The sequence below is a fragment of the Lacihabitans sp. LS3-19 genome, from assembly GCF_024343575.1.
GTDB lineage: Bacteria > Bacteroidota > Bacteroidia > Cytophagales > Spirosomataceae > Leadbetterella.
This window is the reverse complement of sequence record NZ_RJUA01000121.1, coordinates 1-26,621: the sequence shown is the minus strand read 5'-3', so window position 1 is coordinate 26,621 and position 26,621 is coordinate 1. Positions and strand designations below refer to the sequence as shown.

22 protein-coding genes are annotated in these 26,621 nt (G+C 36.1%); 12 read left to right on the top strand and 10 right to left on the bottom strand.

Annotated elements, in window-relative coordinates:
- The first annotated feature begins 108 nt into the window (after nucleotides 1-108).
- The 3 genes from EGI22_RS18955 to EGI22_RS18945 are packed head-to-tail and all read left to right on the top strand — an operon-like array spanning nucleotide 109 to nucleotide 2,517.
- Nucleotides 109-957 carry a 2OG-Fe(II) oxygenase gene (locus EGI22_RS18955; RefSeq protein WP_255070019.1) on the top strand — a complete coding sequence of 283 codons (849 nt, stop codon included), beginning with the start codon at nucleotides 109-111 and terminating at the stop codon, nucleotides 955-957.
- On the top strand, nucleotides 950-2,026 hold the full coding sequence (locus tag EGI22_RS18950) for a glycoside hydrolase family 99-like domain-containing protein (protein ID WP_255070018.1): 1,077 nt from the start codon (nucleotides 950-952) through the stop codon (nucleotides 2,024-2,026). The genes EGI22_RS18955 and EGI22_RS18950 overlap by 8 nt, the downstream gene beginning before the upstream one ends.
- A gap of 11 nt (nucleotides 2,027-2,037) precedes the next feature.
- Nucleotides 2,038-2,517: an SRPBCC family protein gene (locus tag EGI22_RS18945; RefSeq protein WP_255070017.1), complete on the top strand. Its 480-nt coding sequence runs from the start codon at nucleotides 2,038-2,040 to the stop codon at nucleotides 2,515-2,517.
- A gap of 5 nt (nucleotides 2,518-2,522) precedes the next feature.
- Here the strand turns inward: EGI22_RS18945 and EGI22_RS18940 are convergent, their stop codons facing one another.
- The 4 genes from EGI22_RS18940 to EGI22_RS18925 all read right to left on the bottom strand — a co-directional run bounded on the left by EGI22_RS18940 (nucleotide 2,523) and on the right by EGI22_RS18925 (nucleotide 6,929).
- A complete protein-coding gene (locus EGI22_RS18940; protein ID WP_255070016.1) occupies nucleotides 2,523-3,758 on the bottom strand; it encodes a glycosyltransferase family 4 protein in 1,236 nt (411 codons plus the stop codon).
- A gap of 3 nt (nucleotides 3,759-3,761) precedes the next feature.
- Nucleotides 3,762-4,757, bottom strand: a complete 996-nt coding sequence (locus tag EGI22_RS18935; RefSeq protein WP_255070015.1) for a glycosyl transferase — start codon at nucleotides 4,755-4,757, stop codon at nucleotides 3,762-3,764.
- 249 nt (nucleotides 4,758-5,006) lie between these two features.
- Entirely contained in the window at nucleotides 5,007-6,359 is a 1,353-nt protein-coding gene (locus tag EGI22_RS18930; RefSeq protein ID WP_255070014.1) for an RsmB/NOP family class I SAM-dependent RNA methyltransferase, read from the bottom strand.
- Between the two features lie 57 nt (nucleotides 6,360-6,416).
- Nucleotides 6,417-6,929: a mechanosensitive ion channel domain-containing protein gene (locus EGI22_RS18925; protein ID WP_255070013.1), complete on the bottom strand. Its 513-nt coding sequence runs from the start codon at nucleotides 6,927-6,929 to the stop codon at nucleotides 6,417-6,419.
- Nucleotides 6,930-7,009: 80 nt separating this feature from the next.
- Here EGI22_RS18925 and EGI22_RS18920 point away from each other — a divergent pair, with 80 nt between their 5' ends.
- Nucleotides 7,010-7,573 (top strand): thioredoxin family protein, encoded by a 564-nt coding sequence (locus EGI22_RS18920; RefSeq protein WP_255070012.1) that lies wholly within the window; start codon nucleotides 7,010-7,012, stop codon nucleotides 7,571-7,573.
- A gap of 389 nt (nucleotides 7,574-7,962) precedes the next feature.
- Here EGI22_RS18920 and EGI22_RS18915 read toward each other — a convergent pair whose 3' ends face one another.
- From EGI22_RS18915 to EGI22_RS18900, 4 genes are all read right to left on the bottom strand, one after another.
- Nucleotides 7,963-9,816 (bottom strand): S8 family serine peptidase, encoded by a 1,854-nt coding sequence (locus EGI22_RS18915; protein ID WP_255070011.1) that lies wholly within the window; start codon nucleotides 9,814-9,816, stop codon nucleotides 7,963-7,965.
- Nucleotides 9,817-9,827: 11 nt separating this feature from the next.
- Nucleotides 9,828-11,525, bottom strand: a complete 1,698-nt coding sequence (locus tag EGI22_RS18910; protein ID WP_255070010.1) for a hypothetical protein — start codon at nucleotides 11,523-11,525, stop codon at nucleotides 9,828-9,830.
- 2 nt (nucleotides 11,526-11,527) lie between these two features.
- Nucleotides 11,528-11,848, bottom strand: a complete 321-nt coding sequence (locus EGI22_RS18905) for a LytTR family DNA-binding domain-containing protein (protein WP_255070009.1) — start codon at nucleotides 11,846-11,848, stop codon at nucleotides 11,528-11,530.
- 107 nt (nucleotides 11,849-11,955) lie between these two features.
- On the bottom strand, nucleotides 11,956-12,585 hold the full coding sequence (locus tag EGI22_RS18900; protein WP_255070008.1) for a response regulator transcription factor: 630 nt from the start codon (nucleotides 12,583-12,585) through the stop codon (nucleotides 11,956-11,958).
- 182 nt (nucleotides 12,586-12,767) lie between these two features.
- Here EGI22_RS18900 and EGI22_RS18895 point away from each other — a divergent pair, with 182 nt between their 5' ends.
- Nucleotides 12,768-14,612 carry a histidine kinase gene (locus EGI22_RS18895; protein ID WP_255070007.1) on the top strand — a complete coding sequence of 615 codons (1,845 nt, stop codon included), beginning with the start codon at nucleotides 12,768-12,770 and terminating at the stop codon, nucleotides 14,610-14,612.
- A 45-nt stretch (nucleotides 14,613-14,657) separates the two neighbouring features.
- Here the strand turns inward: EGI22_RS18895 and EGI22_RS18890 are convergent, their stop codons facing one another.
- Nucleotides 14,658-15,764, bottom strand: a complete 1,107-nt coding sequence (locus EGI22_RS18890; RefSeq protein ID WP_255070006.1) for a redoxin family protein — start codon at nucleotides 15,762-15,764, stop codon at nucleotides 14,658-14,660.
- A gap of 89 nt (nucleotides 15,765-15,853) precedes the next feature.
- Here EGI22_RS18890 and EGI22_RS18885 point away from each other — a divergent pair, with 89 nt between their 5' ends.
- From EGI22_RS18885 to nifJ, 7 genes are all read left to right on the top strand, one after another.
- Nucleotides 15,854-16,747: a DMT family transporter gene (locus EGI22_RS18885; protein ID WP_255070005.1), complete on the top strand. Its 894-nt coding sequence runs from the start codon at nucleotides 15,854-15,856 to the stop codon at nucleotides 16,745-16,747.
- A gap of 52 nt (nucleotides 16,748-16,799) precedes the next feature.
- The gene (gene pyrH, locus EGI22_RS18880) at nucleotides 16,800-17,510 is read left to right on the top strand and encodes a UMP kinase (protein WP_255070004.1); all 711 of its coding nucleotides are present in this window, start codon (nucleotides 16,800-16,802) and stop codon (nucleotides 17,508-17,510) included.
- A 2-nt stretch (nucleotides 17,511-17,512) separates the two neighbouring features.
- Nucleotides 17,513-18,742: an AAA family ATPase gene (locus EGI22_RS18875; RefSeq protein ID WP_255070003.1), complete on the top strand. Its 1,230-nt coding sequence runs from the start codon at nucleotides 17,513-17,515 to the stop codon at nucleotides 18,740-18,742.
- Nucleotides 18,726-19,163 (top strand): hypothetical protein, encoded by a 438-nt coding sequence (locus EGI22_RS18870; protein WP_255070002.1) that lies wholly within the window; start codon nucleotides 18,726-18,728, stop codon nucleotides 19,161-19,163. Before EGI22_RS18875 ends, EGI22_RS18870 begins: the two co-directional genes overlap by 17 nt.
- A 2-nt stretch (nucleotides 19,164-19,165) precedes the next feature.
- Nucleotides 19,166-19,726 carry a ribosome recycling factor gene (frr, locus tag EGI22_RS18865; RefSeq protein WP_255070001.1) on the top strand — a complete coding sequence of 187 codons (561 nt, stop codon included), beginning with the start codon at nucleotides 19,166-19,168 and terminating at the stop codon, nucleotides 19,724-19,726.
- 158 nt (nucleotides 19,727-19,884) lie between these two features.
- Nucleotides 19,885-21,522, top strand: coding sequence for an NAD(P)-binding protein (locus tag EGI22_RS18860; RefSeq protein WP_255070000.1), 1,638 nt, complete (start codon nucleotides 19,885-19,887; stop codon nucleotides 21,520-21,522).
- Nucleotides 21,519-25,079, top strand: coding sequence for a pyruvate:ferredoxin (flavodoxin) oxidoreductase (gene nifJ, locus EGI22_RS18855; protein ID WP_255069999.1), 3,561 nt, complete (start codon nucleotides 21,519-21,521; stop codon nucleotides 25,077-25,079). The genes EGI22_RS18860 and nifJ overlap by 4 nt, the downstream gene beginning before the upstream one ends.
- A gap of 138 nt (nucleotides 25,080-25,217) precedes the next feature.
- On the opposite strand, the gene EGI22_RS18850 is transcribed toward nifJ, so the two are convergent.
- Nucleotides 25,218-26,621, bottom strand: a 1,404-nt coding sequence (locus EGI22_RS18850; RefSeq protein WP_369010885.1) for a PKD domain-containing protein, incomplete at its 5' end; no start/stop codon positions are given.

The window sequence follows — 26,621 nt, the reverse complement described above, 5'->3', positions numbered from 1 at the left end:
TATCTTTACACAAATTTATTTATCACAATAAATCTTGTCTAAATAAATCAAGAATCCTTAAGCTTCGAGAATCCATATTTAAAAGGAAAAATAATTTTTATTTAATTTATGAAACTGTATTTTAATACTTCAGACCTAGAAAAATTAGCCCTATCCAAAGCCAGTGAATATAAAAATGCGAAGCCTTTTCCGCATATTGCCATAGACAATTTCATGGACCCTGAACCTTTAAAAAAGGTTTTGGAAGACTTCCCTTCACCTGACAAAAAAATATGGAGAGAATATGAAAATTATTTTGAAGGTAAACTAGAAGCCCAAGGCGAAGAAAAAGTTTCTGATTTCACATCTCAGTTGCTTTATCAGTTTAATTCTGCCCCATTTTTATACTTTTTAGAAACACTGACAGGCATCAAAAACCTTATGCCTGACCCATACTTCCTAGGCGGCGGTTTGCATCAACTAAAGCGTGGCGGAAAACTCGGAATTCATGCGGATTTTAATGAACATGGCAAATTACCCCATCTATCAAGACGTGTAAATGCCATAATTTACCTTAACGAAAACTGGTTAGACGAATACAATGGCCATTTGGAACTTTGGGATACGGATATGACGACTTGTGTTCAAAAAATAGCACCGATATTTAATAGACTTGCCGTTTTTGACGTAACAGACTACAACTATCATGGTGTTCCGGATGTTCTAAATTGTCCTGAAAACATGACAAGAAAGTCAATAGGCCTTTTTTATTTCACAGTAGGTAGACCAGAACATGAAATAATAAAAGGAAAAAAATCAACTTTATTTTTAGCAAGACCAGGCGAGGAAGTTCCGAAAGGCACGCACTTTAACCGCGACAACTATGACGGTGTAAAAGTGACCAAAAACTTCAACTGGGTGATGGGGCAAATTCTGCCTCCATTTATTACGAACTTGCTTAAAAGAAAAAATGCCTAAAGTATTAGCAATAAATTTACCTCAATTCCACCCGTTTCCTGAAAACGACGAATGGTGGGGAAAGGGATTTACGGAGTGGACCAATGTAACTTCTGCTCAAAAACTTTTCAAGAACCACTATCAGCCGCAGTTACCCACTGACCTTGGTTTTTACGATCTTAGATTGCCTGAAACTAGACAAGCTCAGGTTGATTTGGCGAAGGAATACAATATTGATGGTTTTTGCTATTATCACTATTGGTTTCACGGAAAAAGGCTAATGCATGAACCCATAGATGCTATTTTAAAGGATAAAAAACCTGACTTTCCGTTTTGTTATTTTTGGGCAAACGAAAGTTGGTCGAGAAGATGGGAAGGCATTGAAGCAGAAGCCAATATTCTTGCTGCACAAATATATAGCCCTGAAGATGATAGAGCTCATGCAGAATGGTTGGTTGAATCTTTCAAAGATCCGCGATACATCAAAGTCGGAAATAGACCTTTGTTTTTGATTTACAAACCTTACGACTTACCCAATCCTCAACAAACATTCTCGATTTTTGAGGAAGTATGCAAAGCTCATGGAGTGGAAAAACCTTATTTTGTGGCATCTAACTCACATGATGCAGATAGAAATCCGTATGATTTGGGCTTTGATATGGCCATTCATTTCCAAGCGAGGCACAATGTCCTTTCGGAATTTTGGATAGACGGGCCTACGCCTAAAAAGTTTATTCGCAATCTTTTACAAGGAATTTGGAGCACTAGTTTGAAGATTTATGATTACAAACAATACAAAGACCGCGTAAAACTTCATAAAATAAAATACAAGGGTTTTCCGTGTGTATTGGTTGGATTTGACAATACCGCACGTAAAAAATCCAATGCCATCGTTCTTCGAAATCAAAACGTTGAGGACTTTAAAGATTCCTTGATTGATGCAAAAAATGATGTAAAGGATTTTCCTGAAGACGAACAAATTGTATTTATTAATGCTTGGAACGAATGGGCGGAAGGAAATCATTTAGAACCTTGTCAGAAGTTCGGAAGGAAGTTTTTGGAAGCGGTAAAGGATGTATTTGGGAAATAAAATTAAAAAAAATGCCCACAATTGAATTAACAACAAAAATAAATTCAAAAATAGATATAGTTTTCGATTTATCAAGAAGTATAGATTTGCATAAAATTTCTACACAAAATACTAAAGAAGAAGCAGTTGCCGGAATAAAAGGAGGCTTAATAAACTTAAATGAAAGTGTTACCTGGAGAGCAAAACATTTTGGAATTTATCAAACGCTAACCTCCAAAATTACTTCAATGCAAAAACCTCAATTTTTCATAGATGAAATGGAAAAAGGCATATTCAAAAGTTTTAAACATCAACATCTATTCTCAGAGACCGCCAATATTATTATAATGATCGACATTTTTGAATATATCTCTCCTTTGGGAATATTAGGAAGGATAGCTGATTCTTTATTTTTGAAAAATTACTTGAGAAAATTCCTAATTGAGAGAAATGAAATTATTAAAGAATATGCAGAATCTCAAAAATGGAAAGACATTTTAGCAAAAGAATAAAATCATCATTTGCTTGAAATCTCATTATAAATCCGCTCTCTAATCTGCCCACATTCTTCTATTGAGTAGCCTGACTTTATGATTTCTTTTGCGGCATTAACCAATTTATTTTGAAGAGCTTCGTCTTTTATAAGATTTAAAATACCTTCTGTAAAATCTACTGAACTATCAGCCAAAATGCAATTTTCTTGATTGAGCATTGGTAATCCTTCGGCACCTATTGATGTACTCACCATCGGTACATGCCATGCAGCCCCTTCCAATATTTTCATACGCATTCCACTTCCAATCCTCAAGGGAATTATCATAATGGAGCCTTTCATCAATCCAGCAAGGTCAGGCACGAATCCTTCAAAATGCAAATTTGAAAATTGAACAAACATCTTTTTCGCTGCTTCTGACCATTTACCTGTAATGCTCAATTGAAGGTTTGGGTGTTTTTTTAGCAAGCTAATCCAACAATTATTTAAAAACCAATCCATTCCATCTAGGTTAGGAAAATGTACGTCAGGCCCTAAAAACACCAATCTATTTTTAAATTCAAAAGGCTGATTGATAGGATGTTCTTTAATATCAACAGGTAATGGAGAAACTTCAACTTTAGCTTCTTCAAGTCCTTCTGAAACTAGTGTATCTTTATCAATTTTTGAAAGACAAATCACTTTATCAAATTTTGACAAAAGACCGATTTCTAAGACTTTGGTATTTTGAATTTTCCATTCTTCTGAAGAATCCTCATAACCTAAGGTCGCATACTCTTGGGCCATTCGGACATATCTAAGCTCATGATGGACAAATATTTTCGGCAAGTTTTTAGGCATAAAATGCACCAAAGGAGCCAACTCAATGAAGTCAATCTGAACCAAATCGTAGGTTTTTGAAGCCAATTCAGCTTGAAACAATTCTATAAGATTTGCAAAATAAAACTTTACCAAATCCGTAGTATTCAGCACCATATTTTGCTTAAACTGCTCCAACTTTGTTGGTTTCTTTTTTCCTGCGAGACTTTTTATAAATCCCTTAATATTAAAGCCACTGGCAATATCTGGGCTATTAAAAGTCAAGAGTTTTACATTAGGCCAAAGTTTACCAAGTTTTTGATGATTCTCAGCAGTACACGATGGACAAACGAGAGTAATTTTATGTTTTTTTCGGAGAAATTCTATCATTTTAAAAGTGCCACTTCGCCCCCCATCATTGATTGGGTACGGAAAAACCACTGTTACTAATAGAATATCCATGCTTTAAATCGGTAGTTTATCGAAGAAATTATAAATCCTAAAAGTGCTAGAAGTCAATACTTTTTTCAAAAAGCTTTTTTTAGGAGGAACTGGCACCGGTTTCAGATAAAAACAACGTATAGTTCTGAAATAATCGTTTTCGTTTTTTGCTAGTTGGGCTCTATAACTTTTAAATATCTCCACCAAATCTGGCCTATTGTTAAGGTCAAATCTATCTTGCCAACGAGAAATATTTTGAGGATCTTTTACATTTATTCCACTAAAGTGATAAAAAACCAATGGTTGGCCGTTTACAAAATATTTGCCGTTTTCGAATGTAAAGTTCCTTTCATGTAAGTTCCAATACGAAATATTATATCCAGGATATTTATCAATTTTAACGCCTTCAAAATACAAAGGCACCATGTTACAATACAACTGATCTACAAACATTCCGTTCTGGATATCCATGTAGCACTCAGTTTTGAGTTTGGTCATCCACCAATGCATAAATTTGTCGGTCTCCTCCGAGCGACTGACTGCCAGAAAACCTAAATTATAGATACCGTTTACGAACATTTGCTGTTCGGTTCGGGTCTTTTTGTCAAAAATCGGTGTATAAAAATGAGGTGTAAGGATGACATTATTGTTGGCTAAGCCTTCCTCCAAACCTTTCAATTTATCAAAAATCTCGATATCTGGGTCAAAATAAATAACTGAATCAATATCTGGTCGAGACTTGAAGAAATAATCTATATAAAAAGGCTTAATTGCAGTATTTAGCTCTGTTATATCATATCTGTCACACATTTCTTCAAAACCATCAATGCCTATTTTATGCACTTCCAAGAGGTTAAAATTAGACAATTTTGAAACATCCACCCCACTTCCGTCTATTTTATCACATAAGCCAATTACAAATTCATAATCTGGATTGGTCTTTTTTAATGATTCTGCCAAAACACGAGCTTGAGCCAGATAATTGATAGAACAAATAGTAAACGCGAACTTTTGAGACATTGGGTTTGGTTTGTTTGAAAATCCAAAATTAAGGGTTTTATCCTAATTTATAAGGTGTTAATTGGATAAAATGTTTATTAGTTATTGGTTATTGGTTATTGGTTATTGGTTATTGGTTATTGGTTATTGGTTATTGAGAGTCCGCGTTTTAGAAGAAGGTTCCAACAAAAGATTTTTTATTAATACGATTATCTAAAATTTTGAAACAAATTCATCACTCACATCTAACCATTCGAATCTCATTTTCCATTACTCCACCTCCATCCTTATCCTCCACTCTGTTGGCAAATAGTTATTCATTCTATCTCCTATTTTTTTTATCCAACCTAAGCCCAGGTTGCCATAAGTTACTAAAAGCCAGCCGTTTTCTCCTTCCTCAAAATCGAAATTTTCTTTTTTCAAAAACTTCAAAGCTTCTTTTTCTTCTAGTTCTAATCTTTTGATACTACCAGAAACCATATCAGACAAAGCAAAAGCATGTGAAGGCACAAAGTCTTTACCTTTGAAAATTCCTATTTCAAATCCGGAAGAACGCTTGCTTAAAGCTCGTAAAACTGAGCCATATTGTCCTAAAAGGGCAGTACGCATAGCAATAATATTCCCATCATTTTTGTAGTAAAACTCAAGTTCAGAAAATACTTCAGGCTTAATCCAGGCTTCCAGCAATGCTCTTTGTTCTCTTTTTAATCTATTAAAATCAGGTTTTCCTTTTACAAACCGAGCCTCACGACTCAAATTTTTCATGGTAGCTATGAAAAAACCTTCTCCTTTGTTTCGGTGTGGAAAAAACTGAAAACCATTTTCCTTTTCCTCAATATTCCACTCGTCAGGCGTTTCAATTTTCAAAGTTTCAAAATCAAGCGTTCTATTGAGCCACTTTACGTTATCATGATTTTCATGTTCGTTAAAAGTACAGGTAGAGTAAATCAAAACACCATTTGGTGCTACCAACATTGCTGCAGCACTCAAAATCCTCCGTTGACGAGCCGAACACATTTGGACATGTGCCTCAGACCATTCGTTGCGTGCATTGAGATCTTTTCGAAACATCCCCTCACCAGAGCAAGGGGCATCTACCAAAACCACATCAAAAAAACCTTCTAAATCCGAAAAAGTCTCAGGGTCTTGGTTTGAAATAATCAAATTATTAAAGCCCCATTTGCTCAGATTTTCTTTCAAAATCCCTAGCCGATTCTTTACAACTTCATTTGCCACTAGAAAATCATCTTTACCTAAAAGTGAAGCCAAAAGCGTGGTTTTGCCACCTGGAGCGGCACAAAGATCTAATACTTTAATGGGTCCTTTACGGTGTACAACTTGTTTAAAAACATGCTCCAAAAACATAGAAGAGGCCTCTTGCACATAATATGCACCTGCATGGAAGGCGGGGTCTAAGGTAAAAACTGGGCGAGATTTAAGATATCGACCGTTTTCTGACCATGGAATAGTTTCCTCAATTTCTAGGACCGTTTTTTGGGTGCTTTTAGCAGGGTTAAATCTTATACTAACGGGTGGTACAGTATCTAATGCTTTCTGAAAATCTGGCAAAGCTTCCCCAAGCCTTGTTTGCATATTTTCTATAAATTTTTCTGGAAGTGTCATTGATGGTCTTTGGACATTTGATAAAAGAAATCGGAAGAGTTTTTAATTAAAAAGAACTTAGTCCTCAAATTCAATTTTCTTAAATAATTTTATCGGCTTTTGGATGGCTATATTATTCGGATACGAGATAATGTCGCCTTCTTTTGTTAATATCTGAATAGAGAAAAATGTAATATCTATAATTGTCCCTTGAACAGAATCGTCTTTGTCCATGATTTGTATTTCGGAGCCAATCTTGAAAGAATAATTAAAAAACAAGATAATAGATGTGGTAATATTGCTCAATATAGACCAATTGGCAAATAAGGCCACACCAACAATGGTAAAAATAGAAGCAAAATAAAACGAAAGACCCTTAAACGAAACTTCCCAAATAATGCCTAAAACCACAAAGAGAATAACTACAGAGATAAAATTAAAAAACTTATTGGCATATTTTCTTTGGCCAATTTCCAAGCCTTTGGTGTGTGTATGTTTCCGGATTATTTCACGTAAAAATGCTCTTAAACCCAAAACTAGCACTATTGTTACAATCGAAGCAATAATTTCGAAAAACCTCGTTTCAAACATATTTTCCTTTAATTAATTTCACAAAAGTACCCAAAATAGAACACAAATTGATATATTTGGAGATACTAATTTAAGACAATATGGCACTTACTCCGTCTAATATGATAAACCTGGGCACGGTGGCACCAGAATTTGAACTCATAGACACCTTTACAAATTCACCTAAAAAACTGAATGAATTAAAAGGTAAAAATGCTACGCTGATTATGTTTATTTGTAACCATTGCCCCTATGTAGTGCACGTGATGCCCGAAATAGTAAAACTATTGAACGATTATGAAGCTAAAGGAGTAAGTTTTATAGCCATAAGTTCAAACGATATAGAAGCTTATCCGCAAGACGGCCCAGATAAAATGAAGGAGTTCATGACTGAATGGCAACTTGATTTTCCATATTTATTTGATGAAACGCAAGAAGTTGCCAAAGCTTATGATGCAGCATGTACGCCAGATTTCTATATTTTTGGTGCGGACTTACATCTAGCTTACCGTGGCCGATTAGATGAGTCGAGACCTCGAGTAGAAAATCCACAACCATTAACTGGTAAAGATATTCGAGGAGCATTAAATGCAATTTTAGCCAATCAAATGGTTTCAGAAATTCAATTTCCGAGTATGGGATGTAATATTAAATGGAAAGTTTGATCTTTTCATCACGGATAATACCGTCCAATTTTATCAACTATAGCTTTTCTTAAGGCTATTGGGTCAATTATGCCACTTTGTCTAAAAACGATTTCGCCTTTTGGTGAAACCAAAATAGTAAATGGTAAGGCAATAGGCTACTTGGCATCTTAGGCATTTATGAGGTCGTATTTATTTTCTGAGCAAAAAATATAGTTTTTATTGGGATACATCTTTCTATATATATATAAATACAAATAAGCCCTGATTTTCATGTAAAATCAGGGCTTGTCATTAGCTCAAATATGCTTAATTATTAAAATGCTATGGAAAATTAAAACTTTTAGGAAATTGTTTCCATCGCTAAAACTATATCCCAAGATTTACAAAAAATCATGACATTTGATTTTTTATTTAACAACAGCACCAAAGCCTTTTGCTGTAATATATTTAATGTTTTTATTAGCTGCTGACCCAACACCTAAGGTTTGAGTAAATACATTTGTCTTATCCAATAAAAACAGACTGGAATTGGTCGGGACTGAATTCTGAGCCGTTTGTAAACTTCTATATGGAAGAGATGGCAGTACAATATTGCCCCCTTCTTGATGTACATAGTAAGTATTGGGTACATAATCATAAAGATAAACTCCGCCATTCCCATAAATATTATCCGGACCGGCATCTCCCCAATCTTTATACATTTCAGCTTTTCGAGTTATGATTTCACATACTCCACTGGCAATTAAATAAGGGTGAGCAGACCAAAATGCAGCGGCCATGCCTGCTGCGTTTGGAGAGGAACAACTTGTACCAGTAAAATCACCACCATAAACGAATGAATATGTACCTGTCGGAGCAACAAAATTTGGTGCTAAATTACCGCTAATACTTGGTCCACGTGAGCTATAGCTTGTAATTATATCAGTAGAGAAGGCAGGTGATAAATATTTAGTAGAATCAACCGCACCAACTGTCATTACATTTGGGTTTGTTGAATGAGGTGAGTCAACAGAGCTTTCTTCAGTGTAATACTGGTAACTTGATATACCTAAATTAGTGGTGATTTTGAATTTCGGCTTTACACTAGGATTTTGATTTCTAACTTGGAAAAAATATTTATTAGTGCCTGGGTTCAAAGATACCGTTTCATAGTTCCAACCATTATTTGTTCCTGATCCAACAAGTATATTTTGGGTAGTACCATTAGACAAAGTATCTACTCTGTATAAAAGCAGATCTAAATCAGCTCCAAATAAAAGTTCCCAGCTTAATCGGAGAAAGAAAGGGTCGTTTGGGTTAAAAACATTTTTTTCATCCAAATCTAACCATTCATGCAAATTGTTGTTATTAGAATCTTTGAATTGACCCACCCAAGTCTTTTTAGCTGAATTTCCAGCAGATTTAAAGACAATCGCATTATTTTGACTGGCAGTGTTAGCCGCATCACACCATACACCTGAGTTATCGGTAAATTTATCGTCAAAGCAAGTAACTGAAAGGTTTAAAATTTTACACCCATTTGCAAGTGCTTGAGTTATTGCTGCTGCTTGAGAGGTAGCAGATATATCAATATCATACAATTCAAATTCAGCATTAGGAGCATGATTAAAGATTGCTTCAAAAACTGCGGTTCCATGAACACTTTGACCACTGTTTAATATATTAATATCAGTAATTTGGCCACCATTTGCCCACATGTATACGGGCGTTTTTACAATATTGTTTGTGATTGCCCAGTTTATACTTTGAAATCCGGCATCGATTATTGCAATTTTAATTCCTTCGCCACCTAAGCTCGTACCATTTATATAACTGCTACTATTTTGAAGTTCTGGCCCCTCACTTATAGGAAGACTTTTAGTTTTTTGTCCTGCAGTAATATTATAAATTGGGGTTATAAAATAATCAGATGATAACTTTTCACTTAATTGCATCAGTTTATCAAATGAAATCAATGCGATTGCATGATTCTTATATACAGTCAAAACTTTAAATCCATAATTTTGCAATAAAGCTGTATCAATTTTCGCATTATTAATACTATTAAGCTCATCTATTTTGTAGGAAATATCAACACGAATCTCACCTAAATCATTTTGAATGAGTAAATCTATTTGTGAATTAAATTTAATGGAATTTATAGTTTTAATACTATCAGAATAATAAAAAAAGGAATCTAATGTTCTTTTTTCCACAGTTTGAGCTTTCAAAATATTAAGAAAACCCAAAATTAAAAGTATCAAAGAATAATAATTTTTCATCTTAATTTTTTTTAACGGTTACCTAATAAAATTAAAACGAAACCTTCCCCAGCTGTCAATTCAGAGAGTGCTTTTCCTATTACCGCTCCATTTTTACGAGATTTTGAAGTAGCTTTCATCACATGACCATCCAGTGCCGAAGTAGTTAAAAGATCTCCTAATCGAATCGCTTTTTTGCTAGCGTCTGCCTTTACATAAACTCTACCAGCAATTGCTACTGGATGTGATCCATCTACCACTGAGTTACCTTTCTGATGCAGCATAATTCCAGCTGACACGCCATTGGCACCGCTCACAATCCCAATGGCCTTTGAATCATTGGCCTTTGTTGAAACCACCAATGAGCCATGTTCTTTTTCATCTAAAGAAACCACTGTCCCTGGCTCCACAGCACCTGTATTGTTAATCTTGAAAAACTCCGCAAAATCTGCCCCCCCCAATATTTCCAGTTCATCAACTCTGATCCTACTCTTTCCTGAATTGGAGTAATCTGCATCTAAGTCCATTATTATACTATCGTCACTTGGGTTTCTAAAAGTTAATCGACCTGGTTTGTTTGAACTACCATCTGTGGAAAACATTTCAATAGATCTATTACCGTTTACATCACGCATGGTCATTCGACTACCGCTAAATGTATTATTGGCAAAAAATTCAATTTTGTTTGTCGTGCCTTCTTTAAGGGTCATTTTTCCATCACCACTTAGTGTGAGTATTTCGCCAGCCGATGCCGAAGAATATCCGATTTTAAATAATGCAGAGACATCACTCGCATTCGGGTTTCCAAGAATAGACCATTTGTTTGTATTATTATTTTTGAATTCTATTAATGCACCTTGGTTGCTAGTGTTTTCTTCCAATGTCAAAGTAGGCGTAGCATTGTAGGAAGTGTGTTTAAGGTGCATTTTAGCGGTTGGCGTATTTATTCCAAATCCAAAACTATTGCTATTATCTACATACATTCCCGTTGATTGAGAAGCTTCATAATGCCCAATATTTAGTTTATTTATAGACTGGTCATATAAAACATATGCTTTAGCTGCATCTGAAGAATTCAAAAATCTAAGTTCTGATTTACCTGTAATACTAGTATTTTTTAGTTTAAGGAGTAAATTATTGTTCGAAAATTTAACATCCCCACCCTCTACTTCAAAAAACTCTGAAGGTGTCAAGGTTCCTATGCCAACACCTGAATAAGAAACTGACATAATATCTTTATTATCAGCCCCAAAAATTAGATTTGGCGTAGTACCAGCAGCATATAGTCTCGCAAAACCAGAATTTAAACCAGAAACTGCAACGCCAATTTTTAAATGATTCGAACTACTTCCAATAGAAAAATCACCTCCACTATTTGCCAGATCCTCTGTACCTCCAGCTATTTGAAGATTAGATATAGGTACATTATCAGAAATCCCAACACCAATTTTGCCGGTAGGGTGAATCACTAATCGACTTATATTTTTTGTACCAAATTGTAATTTTCCGAGATTGTTGTCCAATGTGGTATTTAAATAAAAATTTTCAGCACCTACTATTCCAAGATAAGCCTTATACAGGTTGTTGTGAAAAAACTTCTGATAAGATTCTCCATTCCTATCTAGTTTTATCATTTCACTGTTATCAGGAGAAATCGTAATAGACTGAGCCGTTGACAGTTTCAGGCCAAAACACAGAAAAAAGATGATTACATAGTCTAAAATTTTCATGTTTATTTTTGTTTAATTATTGATAATACATTCATTTTTCTTCTCCTTGACACCGGAGAAATAAAGTCATTAACCATCACCACTTCCGAATCATTGATGGTCTTCAAGAAGCTGAGATTAATTAAAACTGACCTAGAAGGCCGTAAAAAACCATAAGACTCTAGCATCTGTTCACACTCTAAGAGGGTTTTAGCTAAAGTTAATTTTTTGCCATTTTTCAAATGAAAAACAGTATAATTAAAGTCGGCTTTTATTAATATTATATCTTGAGGTGAAATTTCAGCTTTTTGAATAGCTCTTACGTTTTCAAATTTGTATTTCATTGCTTTACTTAGTTTTCTTCCACAAAGTAAAGCCGTTTACTATTCAAGCTCAATTCCCTAATAATGTGATTTTTGTGTCACCTTATACAGTGACAAAGATTGGATTTCTAAAACCAACCTTTCTGAGCCCCTAATTTTACGAGCTCTTGAAGATTTGAAATATTGAGTTTCGCGTAGATTCTTTTTTTGTGGGTATTTACTGTATTAACACTTATAAATAACTGTTCAGCAATTATAGGACTACTTAAACCATTGGCTAGCATTTTAGCAATTTTTAACTCTTGGTTAGATAAGGCTTTGGTATCTAATAAAGGGTTGTTCAAATCTCTCAGTAGTTGGTGTACTATTGACGATGAAAAGTATTTCTCACCCACCATTACTTTTTGTATGGCTACAATAAATTCTTCTTTTCCTGAATTCTTTAGAATATAACCGTCGGCTTTGTCCTTGATAAGGTCCACTATTTCAGGTATTTCCTCGTGCATGCTTAGGATCAATACCTTTATTTTAGGGTACTTCTTTTTCACTTCCCGTAGCAACTCCTGACCACTAACACCAGGCATGTGAAAATCCGTAATTAGTAAATCAGGTTGAATACTTTGCAATTTTTCTAATGTAGCTGTTGCAGACTGAGACATACCAACCACCTCGATCCCCTCTATCGATTCTAAAATCGCAGAAAGTCCTTCAAGAATAAGCAAGTGATCGTCAGTAATAAAAATGTTAATTGATGCCATTTAATTTTTTTTCAAAAAAACAGTAGAATTACAAAACTCACAACCCTTATTTCTGGTGATTTTTTTGTCACCTCAAAGTATGACAATTTTCAATATTTTCCCTAAAACATTTTATTTTATGGCAAAGAATACCTCAAATTAATATCATAATTTTGTTTGTAAGCCTAATTATAATCCTTACTATGAATAAACTAATAATTTTAATTTGCCTTTTTTCTTTCAACACCACATTTGCTCAAGAGCCTTTGGACTCACTAAAAAAAGCACTATTAAATTCAAAAAACCAAATCGAAACTTTAAATGAGATTACTGATGTGTTCTCCCAAATGGGACAAAATGACAGCACCTTATTTTATGCTGAAAAAACAATATTACTGGCAAACAAACCGGGATTCGAAAAAGAGCTAGCTAGGGCGTACCAGCATACAGCAGAAGCTTACGATGCAAAAAGCAATTTTAAATTATCTACAGACTTTGCCTTTAAAGCCCTAAAACTAGGTGAGCAAATCAACGATCCTCTTACTATAGCAAGTGCCTCCAAAGAGATAGGTTTTTCCTTTTTAAGATCTGGTAATGGACCCAAAACGAGAGAATGGCTTTTGAAAGCAACGGAGCAGTTTAAGAAAGCCGAGCAGTTTAAATATGTGGCTTTGTGTTACATGACTATCGGAAACAGCTATCATTTAGAAAATAAAGATAAAGAAGGCTATCCGTATTTTGAAAAAGCATTAGCAGAAGGTAAAAAGCTCAAGGATGAGTACGTGATAAATATGGTAAAGAGCAATTATGCGGTGAACTTGGGCAATGCAGGTGACTATGCCAAGGCTATTGAGTTGTCTACCTCTACGATTCCTTTTTTTGAATCTACGGGCGACCCCAGCTTGTATGCTACTGAATATGTGAACCTTTGCGACTATTACGGCTGGCAAAAAAACTACCCAAAATCTATTTACTACGGCGAAAAGGCTTTGGAAATATTGCAGAAGCATGAAGTTTGGGGGCCTCTGAAAAGTGTGGCTGTAAATCTGAGTGAAATTTATGAAGAAATAGGTGACACAAAAAATGCACTTAAGTGCATGAAAATAAAAGAGATAGCCAAAGATTCTCTCAATACCATGGAAATAAAGGACCGAACCGAAACGCTGGAACTCAAATATGAAGCTGAAAACAAATCGCTGGAGATAGAAAATCTAAACGCAAGTCTTAAAAATAAACAGCTACAGCAATTCTTGCTTTGGGGCGGCATTATTTCCTTAATTTTAATAGGTGGTGGTATTTATTATAATAATCGACTTCTGAATTCTAAAAACAAAGAGATAGATTCTCAAAACAAAAAAATAGAACAGCTCAATACGAACCTTGAAAAGAAAGTTGAAGAACGAACGAGTGAATTACAAGATGCTCTAAATGAGGTAAAAGAGGCCATGGCCAAAGGCCAAAGTTCGGAAAGAAAAAGGCTGGCTTCAGACCTACATGACAACTTGGGCTCCGTGCTCTCAGCTATTAATATGAATTTAGAAGCTTTGGACCCTAAATCACTTACCGAGCGTGAAAGAAAGCTTTATTCTAATGTAAAAAACATGACCTCTGATGCCTATAATGAAGTACGACATATTTCACATAATTTATCACCTAAAGTGCTTGAAACCGAAGGGCTGGAGAGTGCTCTTAATCGACTGGTTGAAAAAATGAATTTATCTGATAATGTCGACTACGTGCTGTATTATAAGCTAACAACTCCAATAAAAGACAGATTAAAGTCGCAATTATACGCCATTGCCATGGAGATTTTGAACAATATCAGTAAGCATGCAAAAGCAAAAAATGCTTCTTTGACCTTGGAAGAAAACAATGGGAAAATTCGCATGATTGCCCAAGACAATGGCATTGGCTTTGACAAACAAAAGCAAAATGGATTTGGCTTGACAAGTATAAAAGAAAGAATTGTTGAACTTGATGGAACAATAGATATAAAAAGCTTTAAAAACGAAGGCAGCTTAATAAGCATTGTTGTTGCCAATATTTAAATCATCGGATTAAGTGAAAGAATCTATTAAGTCTCCTTAACCAAATCATGGATAATACCTCCCTATTTTGTCAACAATCGCTTTTCTTAAGGCTATTGGGTCAATTATGCCACTTTGACGAAAAACGATTTCACCTTCTGGTGAAACCAAAATAGTAAATGGTAAGGCACCTGGCCATTTGGCATCTACGGCATCTATGAGGTCGTATTTATTTTCCGAGCCAAAAATATAGTTTTTATTAGAAGCCATTTTCTTTTTCAAAAACGACAAGGCTTTTTCATGTGATTTATGATCGTCAAGCGTGATGGTCACAAAATCAAAATCTCTTTGTCGGTACATTTTGTCGGTTTCTACCAAGGAAGAAAACTCCGACACGCAGGGTCCACACCAAGTGGCCCAAAAATTTATCAATCGGTATTTTCCATCAGTATGGCTTATTAGGTTTTTAACTCCTTGAATATCTATTTTTTCCAAAGCCACAGGCTCTTTCGCCCAACCTTCCACTTCTTTTACTTTCCAATCAGTTTTAGATTTCCATTTTATTGAGCATCCAAAAGTTTTTGTTGTTGGCTTACTTACCTCTTTTCCAGCCAAAAGTTCATCTGTAGCATTCTCTAGATCAAATACTTTAGCTCGGCCAATATGCTCCTCATCGTCTATTCTACCAACATATCGTAAGATTCTAGCTTTGTCAAAAACAAATGCATGAGGTGTAGTTGTAGGACCATAGGCATGAGCCGTACTTTGCGTACCTCCATCATATAAATAAGGGAAATTGTACTTTTTCTCTTTCGCTCGTATTACCATCTCATCATAACTATCACTTAAGTCTGAATAACCCAACTCGTCAAACCGAACAGCTTGGTCATCATTTGGACTTATAACCACCAACTTCACCTTTTGGACTTGATATTTATCTTGAAAAGCTATCAGTCTATCCTCATAAGCCTGAGCCGTTGGGCAATGATTGCAGGAAAAAACTACCACCAATATTTCAGCAGATTTAAAACTCTGAAGGTTATACATTTTGCCATCAACGCTTTTCAAACTAAAGTCAGGAGCTTTCGAGCCGATTTCTAAGGTTTTATAATCTTCAGCATAAGTAAAATTTGCGGTGAATAGCACCACAAAAAGTAGGTATAAATTTTTCATTTTTATAAAAAGGTTGAAATAAGTTTAAAACTACACATTTAATAGAATACTATCAAAAAAAAGGTAATTTTGCAGAAAAACTCATCTCCTTGATACGCAAAGCATTAGCAAACGAAGACAAAACCCTGATTTCTTGGATATTATTATTATTTCTTGCAGTTGTTTGGGGTTTATCGTTTATTCTCGTTAAAAAAATCGTTATTAATTTTACCGCCATTGAACTGGGAGCTGGACGTATTTTTATTGCTGGTTTAACATTTTTACCTTTTGCAATAAAAAACTTAAAAAACTACCCCAAAGACAAAACACTACCAATTCTTGCCTCTGGATTACTTGGATATCTAATTCCAGCTGTCATTTTTGGCGTTACAGGAAGTAAGCTCAATAGCTCTTTAATTGGCACACTAAATTCCGTAACACCACTTTTTGTACTGATTACGGGAGCATTATTTTTCTCAAAAAAAATTCTAAATTCTCAAATCTCAGGTATCGTTTTGGGATTTGTAGGTAGCTTAATATTAATCCTGAGTGGTGGTACCCTCTCTTTAAACTTCAACAACCCTTATGCTTTAATGATCCTTGGGGCAACCTTAATGTATGGTTTAAACGGCAACGTAGTTGGGCATTATTTGGGCTTTGTAAAACCCATAGTCATTAGTGCTTTTTCATTATTATTTGTGGGTTCTATTGCCTTTTTTATGCTTTTGGGGACAGACTTTTTTCAAAAGATATTCTTGCCTGAAAACCACCTTTTATTGTTCTATTTCATTATTCTTGGAGCTTTAAACTCAGGATTTGCAGCTTTTTTATACAATTATGTTTTGCAAATCTCCAGCCCAGTTTTTGTTTCATCTGTAACCTACCTCATACCTATTGTAGCTACCGTTGCTGGCCTTTTTGACGGAGAAAGCATCAATTTGCTGCATTATTTCGGTATGGCAATTATACTTATCGGCATCTATCTTTTAAATAAAAAGAAATAGGTATTCCGATTTTTTATAAATTAGAAATTATCTTTGCATAAAATCATAAGCAATGGCTCTTAAATACAAACGAATTCTCCTTAAACTTAGTGGCGAAGCCTTAAACGGTGGCGACAAAAGCCAAATCATCAATCCTGACATCCTAGAACAATACGCCAAAGAGATAAAAGCAGTAGTAGAAACTGGCTGCGAAGTAGCGATAGTAATAGGCGGCGGAAACATTTTCAGAGGTGCATCACAAAAATCGGGCATCGACCGCTCACAAGGCGATTATATGGGAATGTTGGCTACAGTTATCAACGGCATGGCGATTCAAAGTGCTTTGGAAAGTGAGAGTGTTAAAACCAGATTATTATCGGCCATAAAAATGGAGCAAATCGCTGAGCCATTTATCCGTAGAAGAGCCATAAGACACCTCGAAAAAGGCCGTGTGGTGATTTTTGGTGCAGGTACTGGAAATCCTTATTTCTCAACAGACTCAGGCGGAGCTTTGAGGTCAGTAGAAATTGGAGCAGATGTTTTGCTGAAAGGAACAAACGTAGATGGTGTATATTCTGCCGATCCAAGAACCAACCCTGAGGCAACAAAATTCGATGAGATTTCGTTTTCTGAGGTAATCAGCAAAGGTTTAAAAGTAATGGATATGACGGCCTTTACGCTTTGTAAAGAGAACAAAATGCCGATAATAGTTTTCGACATGAACCAAACCGGCAATCTGATGAAACTAATAAACGGAGAAAATATAGGAACATTGGTGAAATAAATATGCAAAGAATAATTGTCAAAAACTTTGGCCCACTTAAAGACATAGACCTTGAAATCAAGGACTTTATGGTCTTTATTGGCCCAAATGCATCTGGCAAGAGTACTTTAGCTAAGTTAATTTACTTTTTTTTAAAAGTACCAGAGAACATTTCAAAGGCATATTTAGATTCTTTTGGTCTAACAAATGATGAGTTAAAATCCGCCATTGGTGTTTCCTATTGGTCTTTTTTATCCTATGATTTTCCTACAACTTTTAGTACTGATAGTTATATTAAATTTGAATATGATAGTGAAAAATCAATTGAATTCGTACCACTAACAACCCCAATTCATACTGTTTCTTTCGAAGTGAATTATAGTGGAAAAATTGATGGAATATTTGATTATTTAAGTCAACTTAAATCTTTTTTTGAGAATAAAATTAAAGATAAAAACTCTCATACTGTTGAATTCACATCACTCAAGTATAGTTTTGGAGACGAAATTAAATCAGTCCTAAATTATGAATTTGAAAATATAGTTTCATTAAAAAAATACTATTTCCCTGAGGGAAGAGGAACCTTAAATTTTGAATCACAATATTTACCCATATATCAGAAAAGTTTTCTTGACTTAATAACTGAAGCTCAGTTCTTTCTGAAAGACATTCTTGAAAGAGGTATAAAAATAGATGAGTTGGTAAGTATTATTGGTGGAAAAATAAAAAAGATTGATGCAAACAGATATGGACTTCAAATAGCTGATAAACAAAACATTATTTTTCAGCTGCTATCATCTGGTCAAAAAGAAGTTTTTTGGTTTCTTGTTTGCCTGTTTCAAATTTACAAAAAAGATGAACCTAACAGGTTGTTTATAGAAGAACCCGAAAGTCATCTTTTCCCAGACAAACAAAAGAATTTGATAAAATACCTTACGAAGTTATTTAACAAATCACACTCTGAACTTTTCATCACCACCCACTCCCACTACATTATTGGTGTTATCAACGTTTTGATTAATGCCCATAGAATTGGACAAAATAGGCCAGATAAGGTAGAAAAAATAATTCCCAAAGATATTTGGTTGGACAAGGAACGTGTTTTTGTGGGTAGACTAAAGGACGGAGAATTGAAAAGCGTATATTCTGAGGAAGCTGAGATATTTGACCATGAAGAATTAACACAAACTTCTGGCATTCTAAATGATGAATACAGCCAATTATTAGAAATTGAGTATGAGTCAGAAAAATAGTTCTACTTGTAATCCATTTGGGCCGAAACATGAAATTTCAAAAAAAACCAAGATTGAAGAGCATGGTTCAAGTTTTGAATTAAAATTAGCAGAGCTATTTCATATTATAAAAATCGACAATGGTTTACTTAAAAACGAAATAGGAAGTAAATCTGATTATTTAGTTTTAATATGTGAAAGAAAAGAAAATCTCTTTATTGAGCTAAAAGGAAGACAAAATTTTGACAAAGCTTGTTTACAAATTTATAATACCTTTGTATTTTTAAAATCTCAATTAGATTTTCAGTTTAAGAATGTTGCAATAATTGTACAAAAGGAATTTAACAAGAATGACTTATTCTCAAATGGATATAAAAAACTTGCGAAAGAATTTGGAACAAAAAATATAATTAAAAAGAACAATCAGATAGTTTATAAATAAAAATGGAAGAAATAGACATGTTATTGGAAATGGCTCAGGATAGTATGGAAAGAGCCATGAAACACACCCAAATAGAGTTATCAAAAATAAGAGCAGGTAAAGCTAGCGTAACTATGCTTGATGGTATCCAAGTGGAATATTATGGTATAATGACGCCACTTTCGCAAGTATCCTCAATCACAACGCCTGATGCTCGTACTATTCAAATTAAGCCTTTTGAAAGAAAGACCATCGGTGACTTAGAAAGAGCTATCATCAATTCCAACGTAGGATTAAACCCTGCCAATGATGGGGAGACTATCCGATTGAATGTACCTCCTCTGACAGAGGAACGAAGAAGAGACTTGGTAAAAAAAGTGAAAGCGGAAATAGAAGTAGCTAAAATAAACATCCGAAAAGTTAGACAGGAAACCAACGACGACCTGAAAAAACTAAAAAATGACGGTGTGTCAGAGGATGCTATAAAAATGGGAGAAGAGAAAGTTCAAAAAATTACGAATCAGTTTATAGACAAAACTGATCAAATGTTTGCCCACAAGGAAACAGACATCATGCAAGTATAGATTTTTTTGTAAGATATTTTTTTTTCAAAAGCCTGATTAAAACAATCGGGCTTTTTGTTGATTAATCGCTTCGATTTAAATCATCTATCTTCTTGACCTTCATCATATTAATTTAGGCGTGGTGTTTATAGCTTGCTTCACCTAATTTTTAATATGTCATGCCCAATACAGACCTAACAGGTAAAACTGACCTATACCAACACGGTGAAGGCACTGGTTCGTTTAGAACCAAAATCCCAAAATATGTTGATTTTCTTCCTCCATGTAATCACGCATGCCCAGCTGGAGAAAACATTCAAGCTTGGCTTTCATTAGCCCAAGAAGGCAAAAACCATGAAGCTTGGCAAACGCTTACCCAAGACAACCCCATGGCAGCAATTCATGGCAGAGTTTGCTATCATCCTTGTGAATCGGCTTGCAATCGCGGCAGTTTGGATACAACCGTTAGTATTCATGCTATTGAACGTTTTCTAGGCGACAAAGCGATTGAAGAAAATTGGGGTTTTAAGAAACAAAATCCAGATTCAGGTAAAAAAATAATGATCATTGGTGCAGGACCAAGTGGACTTTCTGCAGCTTATCATTTAAGAAGATTAGGGCATGATGTCACTATTTTTGAAGCTAGGCCAATAGCAGGAGGAATGATGAACTTTGGAATTCCAGCCTACAGATTACCCCGAAATATACTTCGAGCAGAAATAAAACGCATTGAAGATTATGGTGTAAAAATCATTTTGAATAAAAAAATAGAAGATATTTTAAAAGAAAAAAAAGAAGGAAATTTTGACGCAGTTTTCATTGCCATCGGTGCTCATATTGGCAAAAAAACAAATATCCCCGCTCGCGACGCCGGAAAAATCCTAGATGCCGTGAGTTTTTTAAAAGACGTAGAACTCGGTAACACGCCATTGCTAGGCAGAAGAGTGGCTATTTATGGGGGAGGAAACACCGCGATGGACGCTGCCCGGACAGCTAAAAGACTGGGGGCAGAAGAAGCTATGATTATTTATAGACGAGACAGAGAGCACATGCCTGCACATGATTTCGAGGCCGAAGAGGCTCTAAGCGAAGGAGTAAAAATCCATTGGCTAAGAAGCATTAAAAATTTGAAGGAAACCTCGATCACTGTCGAAAAAATGGATGTAATCGATGGAAAACCAGTTCCTACGGGTGAATTCGAAACCTTAGAAGCTGATGCTCTTATTTTGGCATTAGGACAAGAAACCGAAACGGACTTCTTGAGTACTATTCCTGGCATTTCTTTTAAAGAAGACAAAACGGTTATTGTAGATCAAAATATGATGACGGGCTATGCTGGTATTTTTGCTGGCGGCGATATGGTACCAAGTGATAGAACTGTAACGATTGCTACAGGTCATGGAAAAAAAGCTGCAAGAAATATAGATGCATGGTTGAAAAACGAGCAATATCACAAAAATCCTAGCAATGCACTTGTGGGTATTGAGCAATTACATGTTTGGTACAAAACCATAGCCGAACCTAAACTTCAGCTTCATTTGAAAGCAGAAGTTGCTGTGGAAAATTTTGAAGAAATAATAGCTGGCTACAACGAAGATGAAGCAAAATACGAAGCCCAAAGGTGCCTTTCCTGTGGAAACTGCTTTGAATGCGATGGTTGCTTGGGTTCCTGCCCAGAAGATGCCGTTATAAAACTAGGCAAAGGAAATAGATACGAATTTAACTACGATAAATGCACAGGATGTGGCGTTTGTGCCGAGCAATGCCCTTGTCATGCAATAGATATCGTTCAAGAAACTGAAAATATTTTACAATGAAAAAGCAAGTAGTAACCCTAGATGGAAACGAAGCCGCTGTATATGTGGCCTATCGGGTAAATGAAGTTTGTGCCATCTACCCTATTACGCCATCCTCTACTATGGCAGAGTTTGCCGACGAATGGTCAGCAAAAGGCATAAAAAATATATGGGGAAATGTCCCCGAAGTAATAGAAATGCAAAGTGAAGCTGGTGCTGCTGGTACCGTTCATGGTGCATTGCAAACGGGTTCCTTGACCACCACCTTCACCGCTTCGCAAGGTTTGATGTTGATGTTGCCCAATATGTATAAAATAGCTGGCGAACTCACCTCAGCGGTATTTCATGTTGCGGCAAGATCTTTGGCGGCACAGGGTTTGTCTATCTTTGGCGATCATCAAGATGTAATGGCTGCCCGAACTACAGGTTTTGCTTTATTGGCAGCTGCCAGCGTACAAGAAGCCCATGATATGGCACTATTGGCACAAGCTACCACTTTAAGAGCCAGAATTCCTTTTATACATTTTTTTGACGGTTTCAGGACTTCGCATGAAGTAAATAAAATTGAATTTCTCTCTGATAATCAAATAAAAGCCATGGTTGATGATGACCTAGTAATTCAACATCGCAACCGTGGTCTAAATCCTGAGCGACCCTTTATTAGAGGTACAGCTCAAAACCCTGATGTGTACTTTCAAGGCAGAGAAACTGTTAATCCTTTTTACAATGCTATTCCGAAAATAATCAAAGAGGAGATGGCAAAATTTAAAGAATTGACAGGCAGATCTTATGCCCCCGTAAAATACCACGGAGCAGAAAACGCCGAAAATATCATCGTAATAATGGGCTCTGGCGTAGAAACGGCCATAGAAACGGCCAATTTCTTGAATGGATTTGGCGAAAAATATGGGGTTTTACAAATAAGCTTATTTAGACCATTTCCTTCGGACGATTTTATTGAGGTCTTACCTAAAACATGTAAAACCCTAGCTGTTTTGGATAGAACAAAAGAAGCAGGTGCCACAGGAGAGCCTCTCTATCAAGATGTTATGATTACATTAATGGAGGCTGTTTCTAGCAATAATTTAGCAGAAATACCCAAAATTTTGGGTGGCAGATATGGCCTTTCTTCTAAAGAATTTACTCCCGCAATGGTCAAAGCAGTTTTTGATAATTCAAAATCAGAAATCCCAAAAAATCACTTTACGTTAGGTATAAATGATGATGTAACTTTTACGAGCTTAACATACGACCCCTATTTTAAACTTGATGAATCCGATTGGACACAAGCCTTATTTTTTGGATTGGGTGCCGATGGAACAGTTGGGGCAAACAAAAATTCAATAAAAATAATTGGCGAAAACACTGAGCTTTCCGCCCAAGGATATTTTGTTTATGATTCAAAAAAATCAGGTGCTAAAACCGTTTCCCATTTAAGATTTGGTAAAAACGCAATAAAAGCTCCTTATCTTATTACAACAGCTGATTTTATCGCTTGTCATCAATTCAACTTTGTTGAAAAAGAGGAGATGTTAACCTATGCAAAGCCTGGTGCAACATTTTTACTCAATAGCCCTTTTGGACCTCATGAAGTCTGGGATAAACTACCTTTTAATGTTCAAAAGGAAATTCTCGAAAAGCAAATAAAACTCTATGTGATTGATGCCACGGAAGTTGCTCAAAAAACAGGTATGGCAGGGAGAATAAATACAATAATGCAAACTTGTTTTTTTGAGCTTTCGGGTGTCTTGCCAGAAGAGGAAGCCATAAAACAAATCAAAAAATCCATAGAAAAAACGTATTACAAAAAAGGCAAAGCAGTTTTAGAAAAAAACTTTGAAGCCGTTGATCAAACTTTGGCCAATTTATTTGTGGTAAATGTGCCAAATGTGATAACCGCCATAGACAAAAAACAATGGAATCCAGCTGAAAATGCTTCCGCTTTTGTAAGAGATGTAACCCAAAAGATGATTGCTGGGCATGGAGATTTGATTCCAGTAAGTGCTATGCCAATAGATGGTACCTACCCAAATGGCACTACCAAATGGGAAAAAAGAAATGTTTCTGACATTGTAGCTATTTGGAACCAAGAAACTTGTATTCAGTGTGGAAACTGTAGTTTTATTTGCCCTCACAGTGTCATTCGTTCTAAATTTTACCATAAAGACCACCTCTCAGATGCTCCTTTAGATTTTAAATCTGCACCAGTAAATGCTCGTGGATTTCCAGAAACTAAATACACACTACAAGTATATTTAGAAGATTGTACAGGCTGCAACCTTTGCTATGAAGCCTGCCCAGTTATTGTTGATGAAAATACAAGAGCGATAAATTTGGGAGAAAAACCAAAAGACTTAAGTACCGAAAGAGAAAATATTGATTTCTTCGAAAAATTAGCCGTAAATGAAAGACCAGGCGTAAATTATTCAACTGTGCATGGTGTACAATTTCTCGAACCCCTCTTTGAGTTTTCGGGTGCCTGTGCAGGCTGTGGAGAAACACCTTATGTCAAAGTTCTCACACAGTTATTTGGCGATAGACTTTTAGTAGCCAATGCCACAGGATGTTCGTCTATCTATGGAGGAAACCTACCGACAACGCCTTGGACATCCAATGCAAAAGGTCAAGGCCCAGCTTGGTCAAACTCACTCTTTGAAGACAATGCAGAGTTTGGATTAGGCATGCGAATGACAGCTGACAAACAGCTGCACATGGCTTACGAGTTATTGGAAGTCCTTAAACCAGAACTAGGCGAGAACTTAGTAAGAGAACTCAAAACGGCTCCTCAAACTATTGAAAGCGAAATAGCCCAACAAAGGCATAGGGTTAGTTTGTTAAAATTTGCCTTGCATAAAATTGACAAACCTGAAGCCAAACACCTATATTCTGTGGCTGATCAATTGGTACACCGAAGTATTTGGTTGATAGGAGGAGACGGTTGGGCCTATGATATAGGATCTGGTGGTCTTGACCACGCCCTTGCCAGTGGTAAAAATGTAAATGTTTTAGTTTTAGACACTGAAGTTTACTCCAATACTGGCGGCCAAATGTCAAAAGCAACGCCTACGGCAGCCTCCGCCAAATTTGCCTCTGCTGGAAAGCGTGTAGGCAAAAAAGACTTAGCCTTACAGGCTGTTTCTTATGGCAACGTTTATGTAGCTCAAATCGCCATTGGTGCCAATCCGCAACAAACGCTCTTGGCATTACGAGAAGCCGAAGCTTATGATGGTCCTTCGTTGATATTGGCTTATAGCCATTGCATTGCCCACGGCATCAATATGGAAAAAGGCCTATACCAACAAAAACTGGCCGTATCGAGCGGTTATTGGCCATTGATAAGATATAATCCTGTTTTAAGAAAAAACCATTTGAACCCATTCATTTTGGATTCTCCAAAACCAAGCACAGAATTCAGAGATTATGCTTACAATGAACTCCGCTACAGGGTTTTAAAACAAACCAACCCTGAAGAAGCCGAAAAATTGATGCAAATAGCACAAGAAATAGTAAACCTCCGCTGGAAAACCTATGAAGACATGGCCGGCTTCGGTGCTCATGAGTTTTCACCGGTGTTTTAAGGTTGAATTTAGCAAATCAGACAGAATTCGAAAAGCTCATTAAATAGTAATTGAACTTCAAATAAATTAAAAAATGCAGACCTCAAAAAGGTCTGCATTTGTTTTTTTGTATTTAGAAAGTCCTAATAAACTGAAATTTTAATGACTGCCACAGCCCCCAATTTCTGCTTTAAATACTGAGCCTCCTTTAGTCTCAAAGCCTGGATTTAAAGTAATTGAATTACCTGCTCCATATATCACTCCTGCACCCGTTTCAATCTTATTCGTTGCTCCAATAGTTTTACCAGCTTCGATCAAAACACCTGTTGTTGTTTTATCATCTGTTGGACTTACCAGAACTATATCGTCCGGGCAAGTACTAACAGTGACCTCCACCGCAGCAATCGACTCACAGCCTTCAGCCGTAGTGGCTTTTATGTAATAAGTACCACTTGTAGTAACTGCACTTGGTGTTGCTAAAGGCAAAGTTCCTGCAGCATCTGTATGATACGATAACACAGTGCCAAGCGGCAAGGTACTTCCTGCCGTTACAGCAGGAGCAGTTAAATCAACACTTGCAGCTGTACTAGGATTAGTAATAACCAAAGTGGCTGGTGAATTGATTGTCAATAACAAAGTGGCTACACTATCACAGCCTGCTGCATTGGTTGTTGAGAACGTATATGTACCCGACGCCGTGTATGTTGTTCCATTCCAGTCAAAACTTACACAAGCTGACTCTGTTGTTTCACTTGTTGATACTTCATTTATGGTTAATAACAAAGTGGCTACACTATCACATCCTGCCGCATTCGTAGTTGTAAATGTATATGTCCCCGACTCTGTATATGTTGTTCCATTCCAGTCAAAACTTACACAAGCTGACTCAGTGGTCTCACTGGTTGTTGCTTCCTTTATAGTCAACAACAAAGTAGCTACACTATCACATCCTGCCGCATTGGTAGTTGTGAATGTATATGTACCTGACTCAGTGTAGGTGGTTCCATTCCAGTCAAAACTTACACAAGCTGACTCTGTGGTCTCACTGGTTGTTGCTTCTTTTATGGTCAACAACAAAGTGGCTACACTATCACAGCCTGCTGAATTCGTTGTTGTAAATGTATATGTACCTGACTCTGTATAGGTTGTTCCATTCCAGTCAAAACTTACACAAGCTGACTCTGTGGTCTCACTGGTTGTTGCTTCTTTTATGGTCAACAACAAAGTGGCTACACTATCACAGCCTGCTGAATTCGTTGTTGTAAATGTATATGTACCTGACTCTGTATAGGTTGTTCCATTCCAGTCAAAACTTACACAAGCTGACTCTGTGGTCTCACTGGTTGTTGCTTCTTTTATGGTCAACAACAAAGTGGCTACACTATCACAGCCTGCTGCATTGGTAGTTGTGAATGTATATGTACCTGATTCAGTGTAAGTGGTTCCATTCCAGTCAAAACTTACACAAGCTGACTCTGTGGTCTCGCTGGTTGTTGCTTCTTTTATGGTCAACAACAAAGTGGCTACACTATCACAGCCTGCTGCATTGGTAGTTGTGAATGT

What these genes read in the sequence shown, in the direction of transcription:
- nifJ (WP_255069999.1), top strand. Translation starts at nt 21,519, where the DNA reads ATGAAAAAGCAAGTAGTAACCCTAGATGGAAACGAAGCCGCTGTATAT.
- EGI22_RS18920 (WP_255070012.1), top strand. Translation starts at nt 7,010, where the DNA reads ATGGCACTTACTCCGTCTAATATGATAAACCTGGGCACGGTGGCACCA.
- EGI22_RS18905 (WP_255070009.1), bottom strand. Translation starts at nt 11,848, where the DNA reads ATGAAATACAAATTTGAAAACGTAAGAGCTATTCAAAAAGCTGAAATT.
- EGI22_RS18955 (WP_255070019.1), top strand. Translation starts at nt 109, where the DNA reads ATGAAACTGTATTTTAATACTTCAGACCTAGAAAAATTAGCCCTATCC.
- EGI22_RS18925 (WP_255070013.1), bottom strand. Translation starts at nt 6,929, where the DNA reads ATGTTTGAAACGAGGTTTTTCGAAATTATTGCTTCGATTGTAACAATA.
- EGI22_RS18900 (WP_255070008.1), bottom strand. Translation starts at nt 12,585, where the DNA reads ATGGCATCAATTAACATTTTTATTACTGACGATCACTTGCTTATTCTT.
- EGI22_RS18870 (WP_255070002.1), top strand. Translation starts at nt 18,726, where the DNA reads ATGAGTCAGAAAAATAGTTCTACTTGTAATCCATTTGGGCCGAAACAT.
- EGI22_RS18875 (WP_255070003.1), top strand. Translation starts at nt 17,513, where the DNA reads ATGCAAAGAATAATTGTCAAAAACTTTGGCCCACTTAAAGACATAGAC.
- EGI22_RS18930 (WP_255070014.1), bottom strand. Translation starts at nt 6,359, where the DNA reads ATGACACTTCCAGAAAAATTTATAGAAAATATGCAAACAAGGCTTGGG.
- EGI22_RS18940 (WP_255070016.1), bottom strand. Translation starts at nt 3,758, where the DNA reads ATGGATATTCTATTAGTAACAGTGGTTTTTCCGTACCCAATCAATGAT.
- EGI22_RS18950 (WP_255070018.1), top strand. Translation starts at nt 950, where the DNA reads ATGCCTAAAGTATTAGCAATAAATTTACCTCAATTCCACCCGTTTCCT.
- EGI22_RS18945 (WP_255070017.1), top strand. Translation starts at nt 2,038, where the DNA reads ATGCCCACAATTGAATTAACAACAAAAATAAATTCAAAAATAGATATA.
- EGI22_RS18895 (WP_255070007.1), top strand. Translation starts at nt 12,768, where the DNA reads ATGAATAAACTAATAATTTTAATTTGCCTTTTTTCTTTCAACACCACA.
- EGI22_RS18860 (WP_255070000.1), top strand. Translation starts at nt 19,885, where the DNA reads ATGCCCAATACAGACCTAACAGGTAAAACTGACCTATACCAACACGGT.
- EGI22_RS18890 (WP_255070006.1), bottom strand. Translation starts at nt 15,764, where the DNA reads ATGAAAAATTTATACCTACTTTTTGTGGTGCTATTCACCGCAAATTTT.
- EGI22_RS18915 (WP_255070011.1), bottom strand. Translation starts at nt 9,816, where the DNA reads ATGAAAAATTATTATTCTTTGATACTTTTAATTTTGGGTTTTCTTAAT.
- frr (WP_255070001.1), top strand. Translation starts at nt 19,166, where the DNA reads ATGGAAGAAATAGACATGTTATTGGAAATGGCTCAGGATAGTATGGAA.
- EGI22_RS18935 (WP_255070015.1), bottom strand. Translation starts at nt 4,757, where the DNA reads ATGTCTCAAAAGTTCGCGTTTACTATTTGTTCTATCAATTATCTGGCT.
- EGI22_RS18910 (WP_255070010.1), bottom strand. Translation starts at nt 11,525, where the DNA reads ATGAAAATTTTAGACTATGTAATCATCTTTTTTCTGTGTTTTGGCCTG.
- pyrH (WP_255070004.1), top strand. Translation starts at nt 16,800, where the DNA reads ATGGCTCTTAAATACAAACGAATTCTCCTTAAACTTAGTGGCGAAGCC.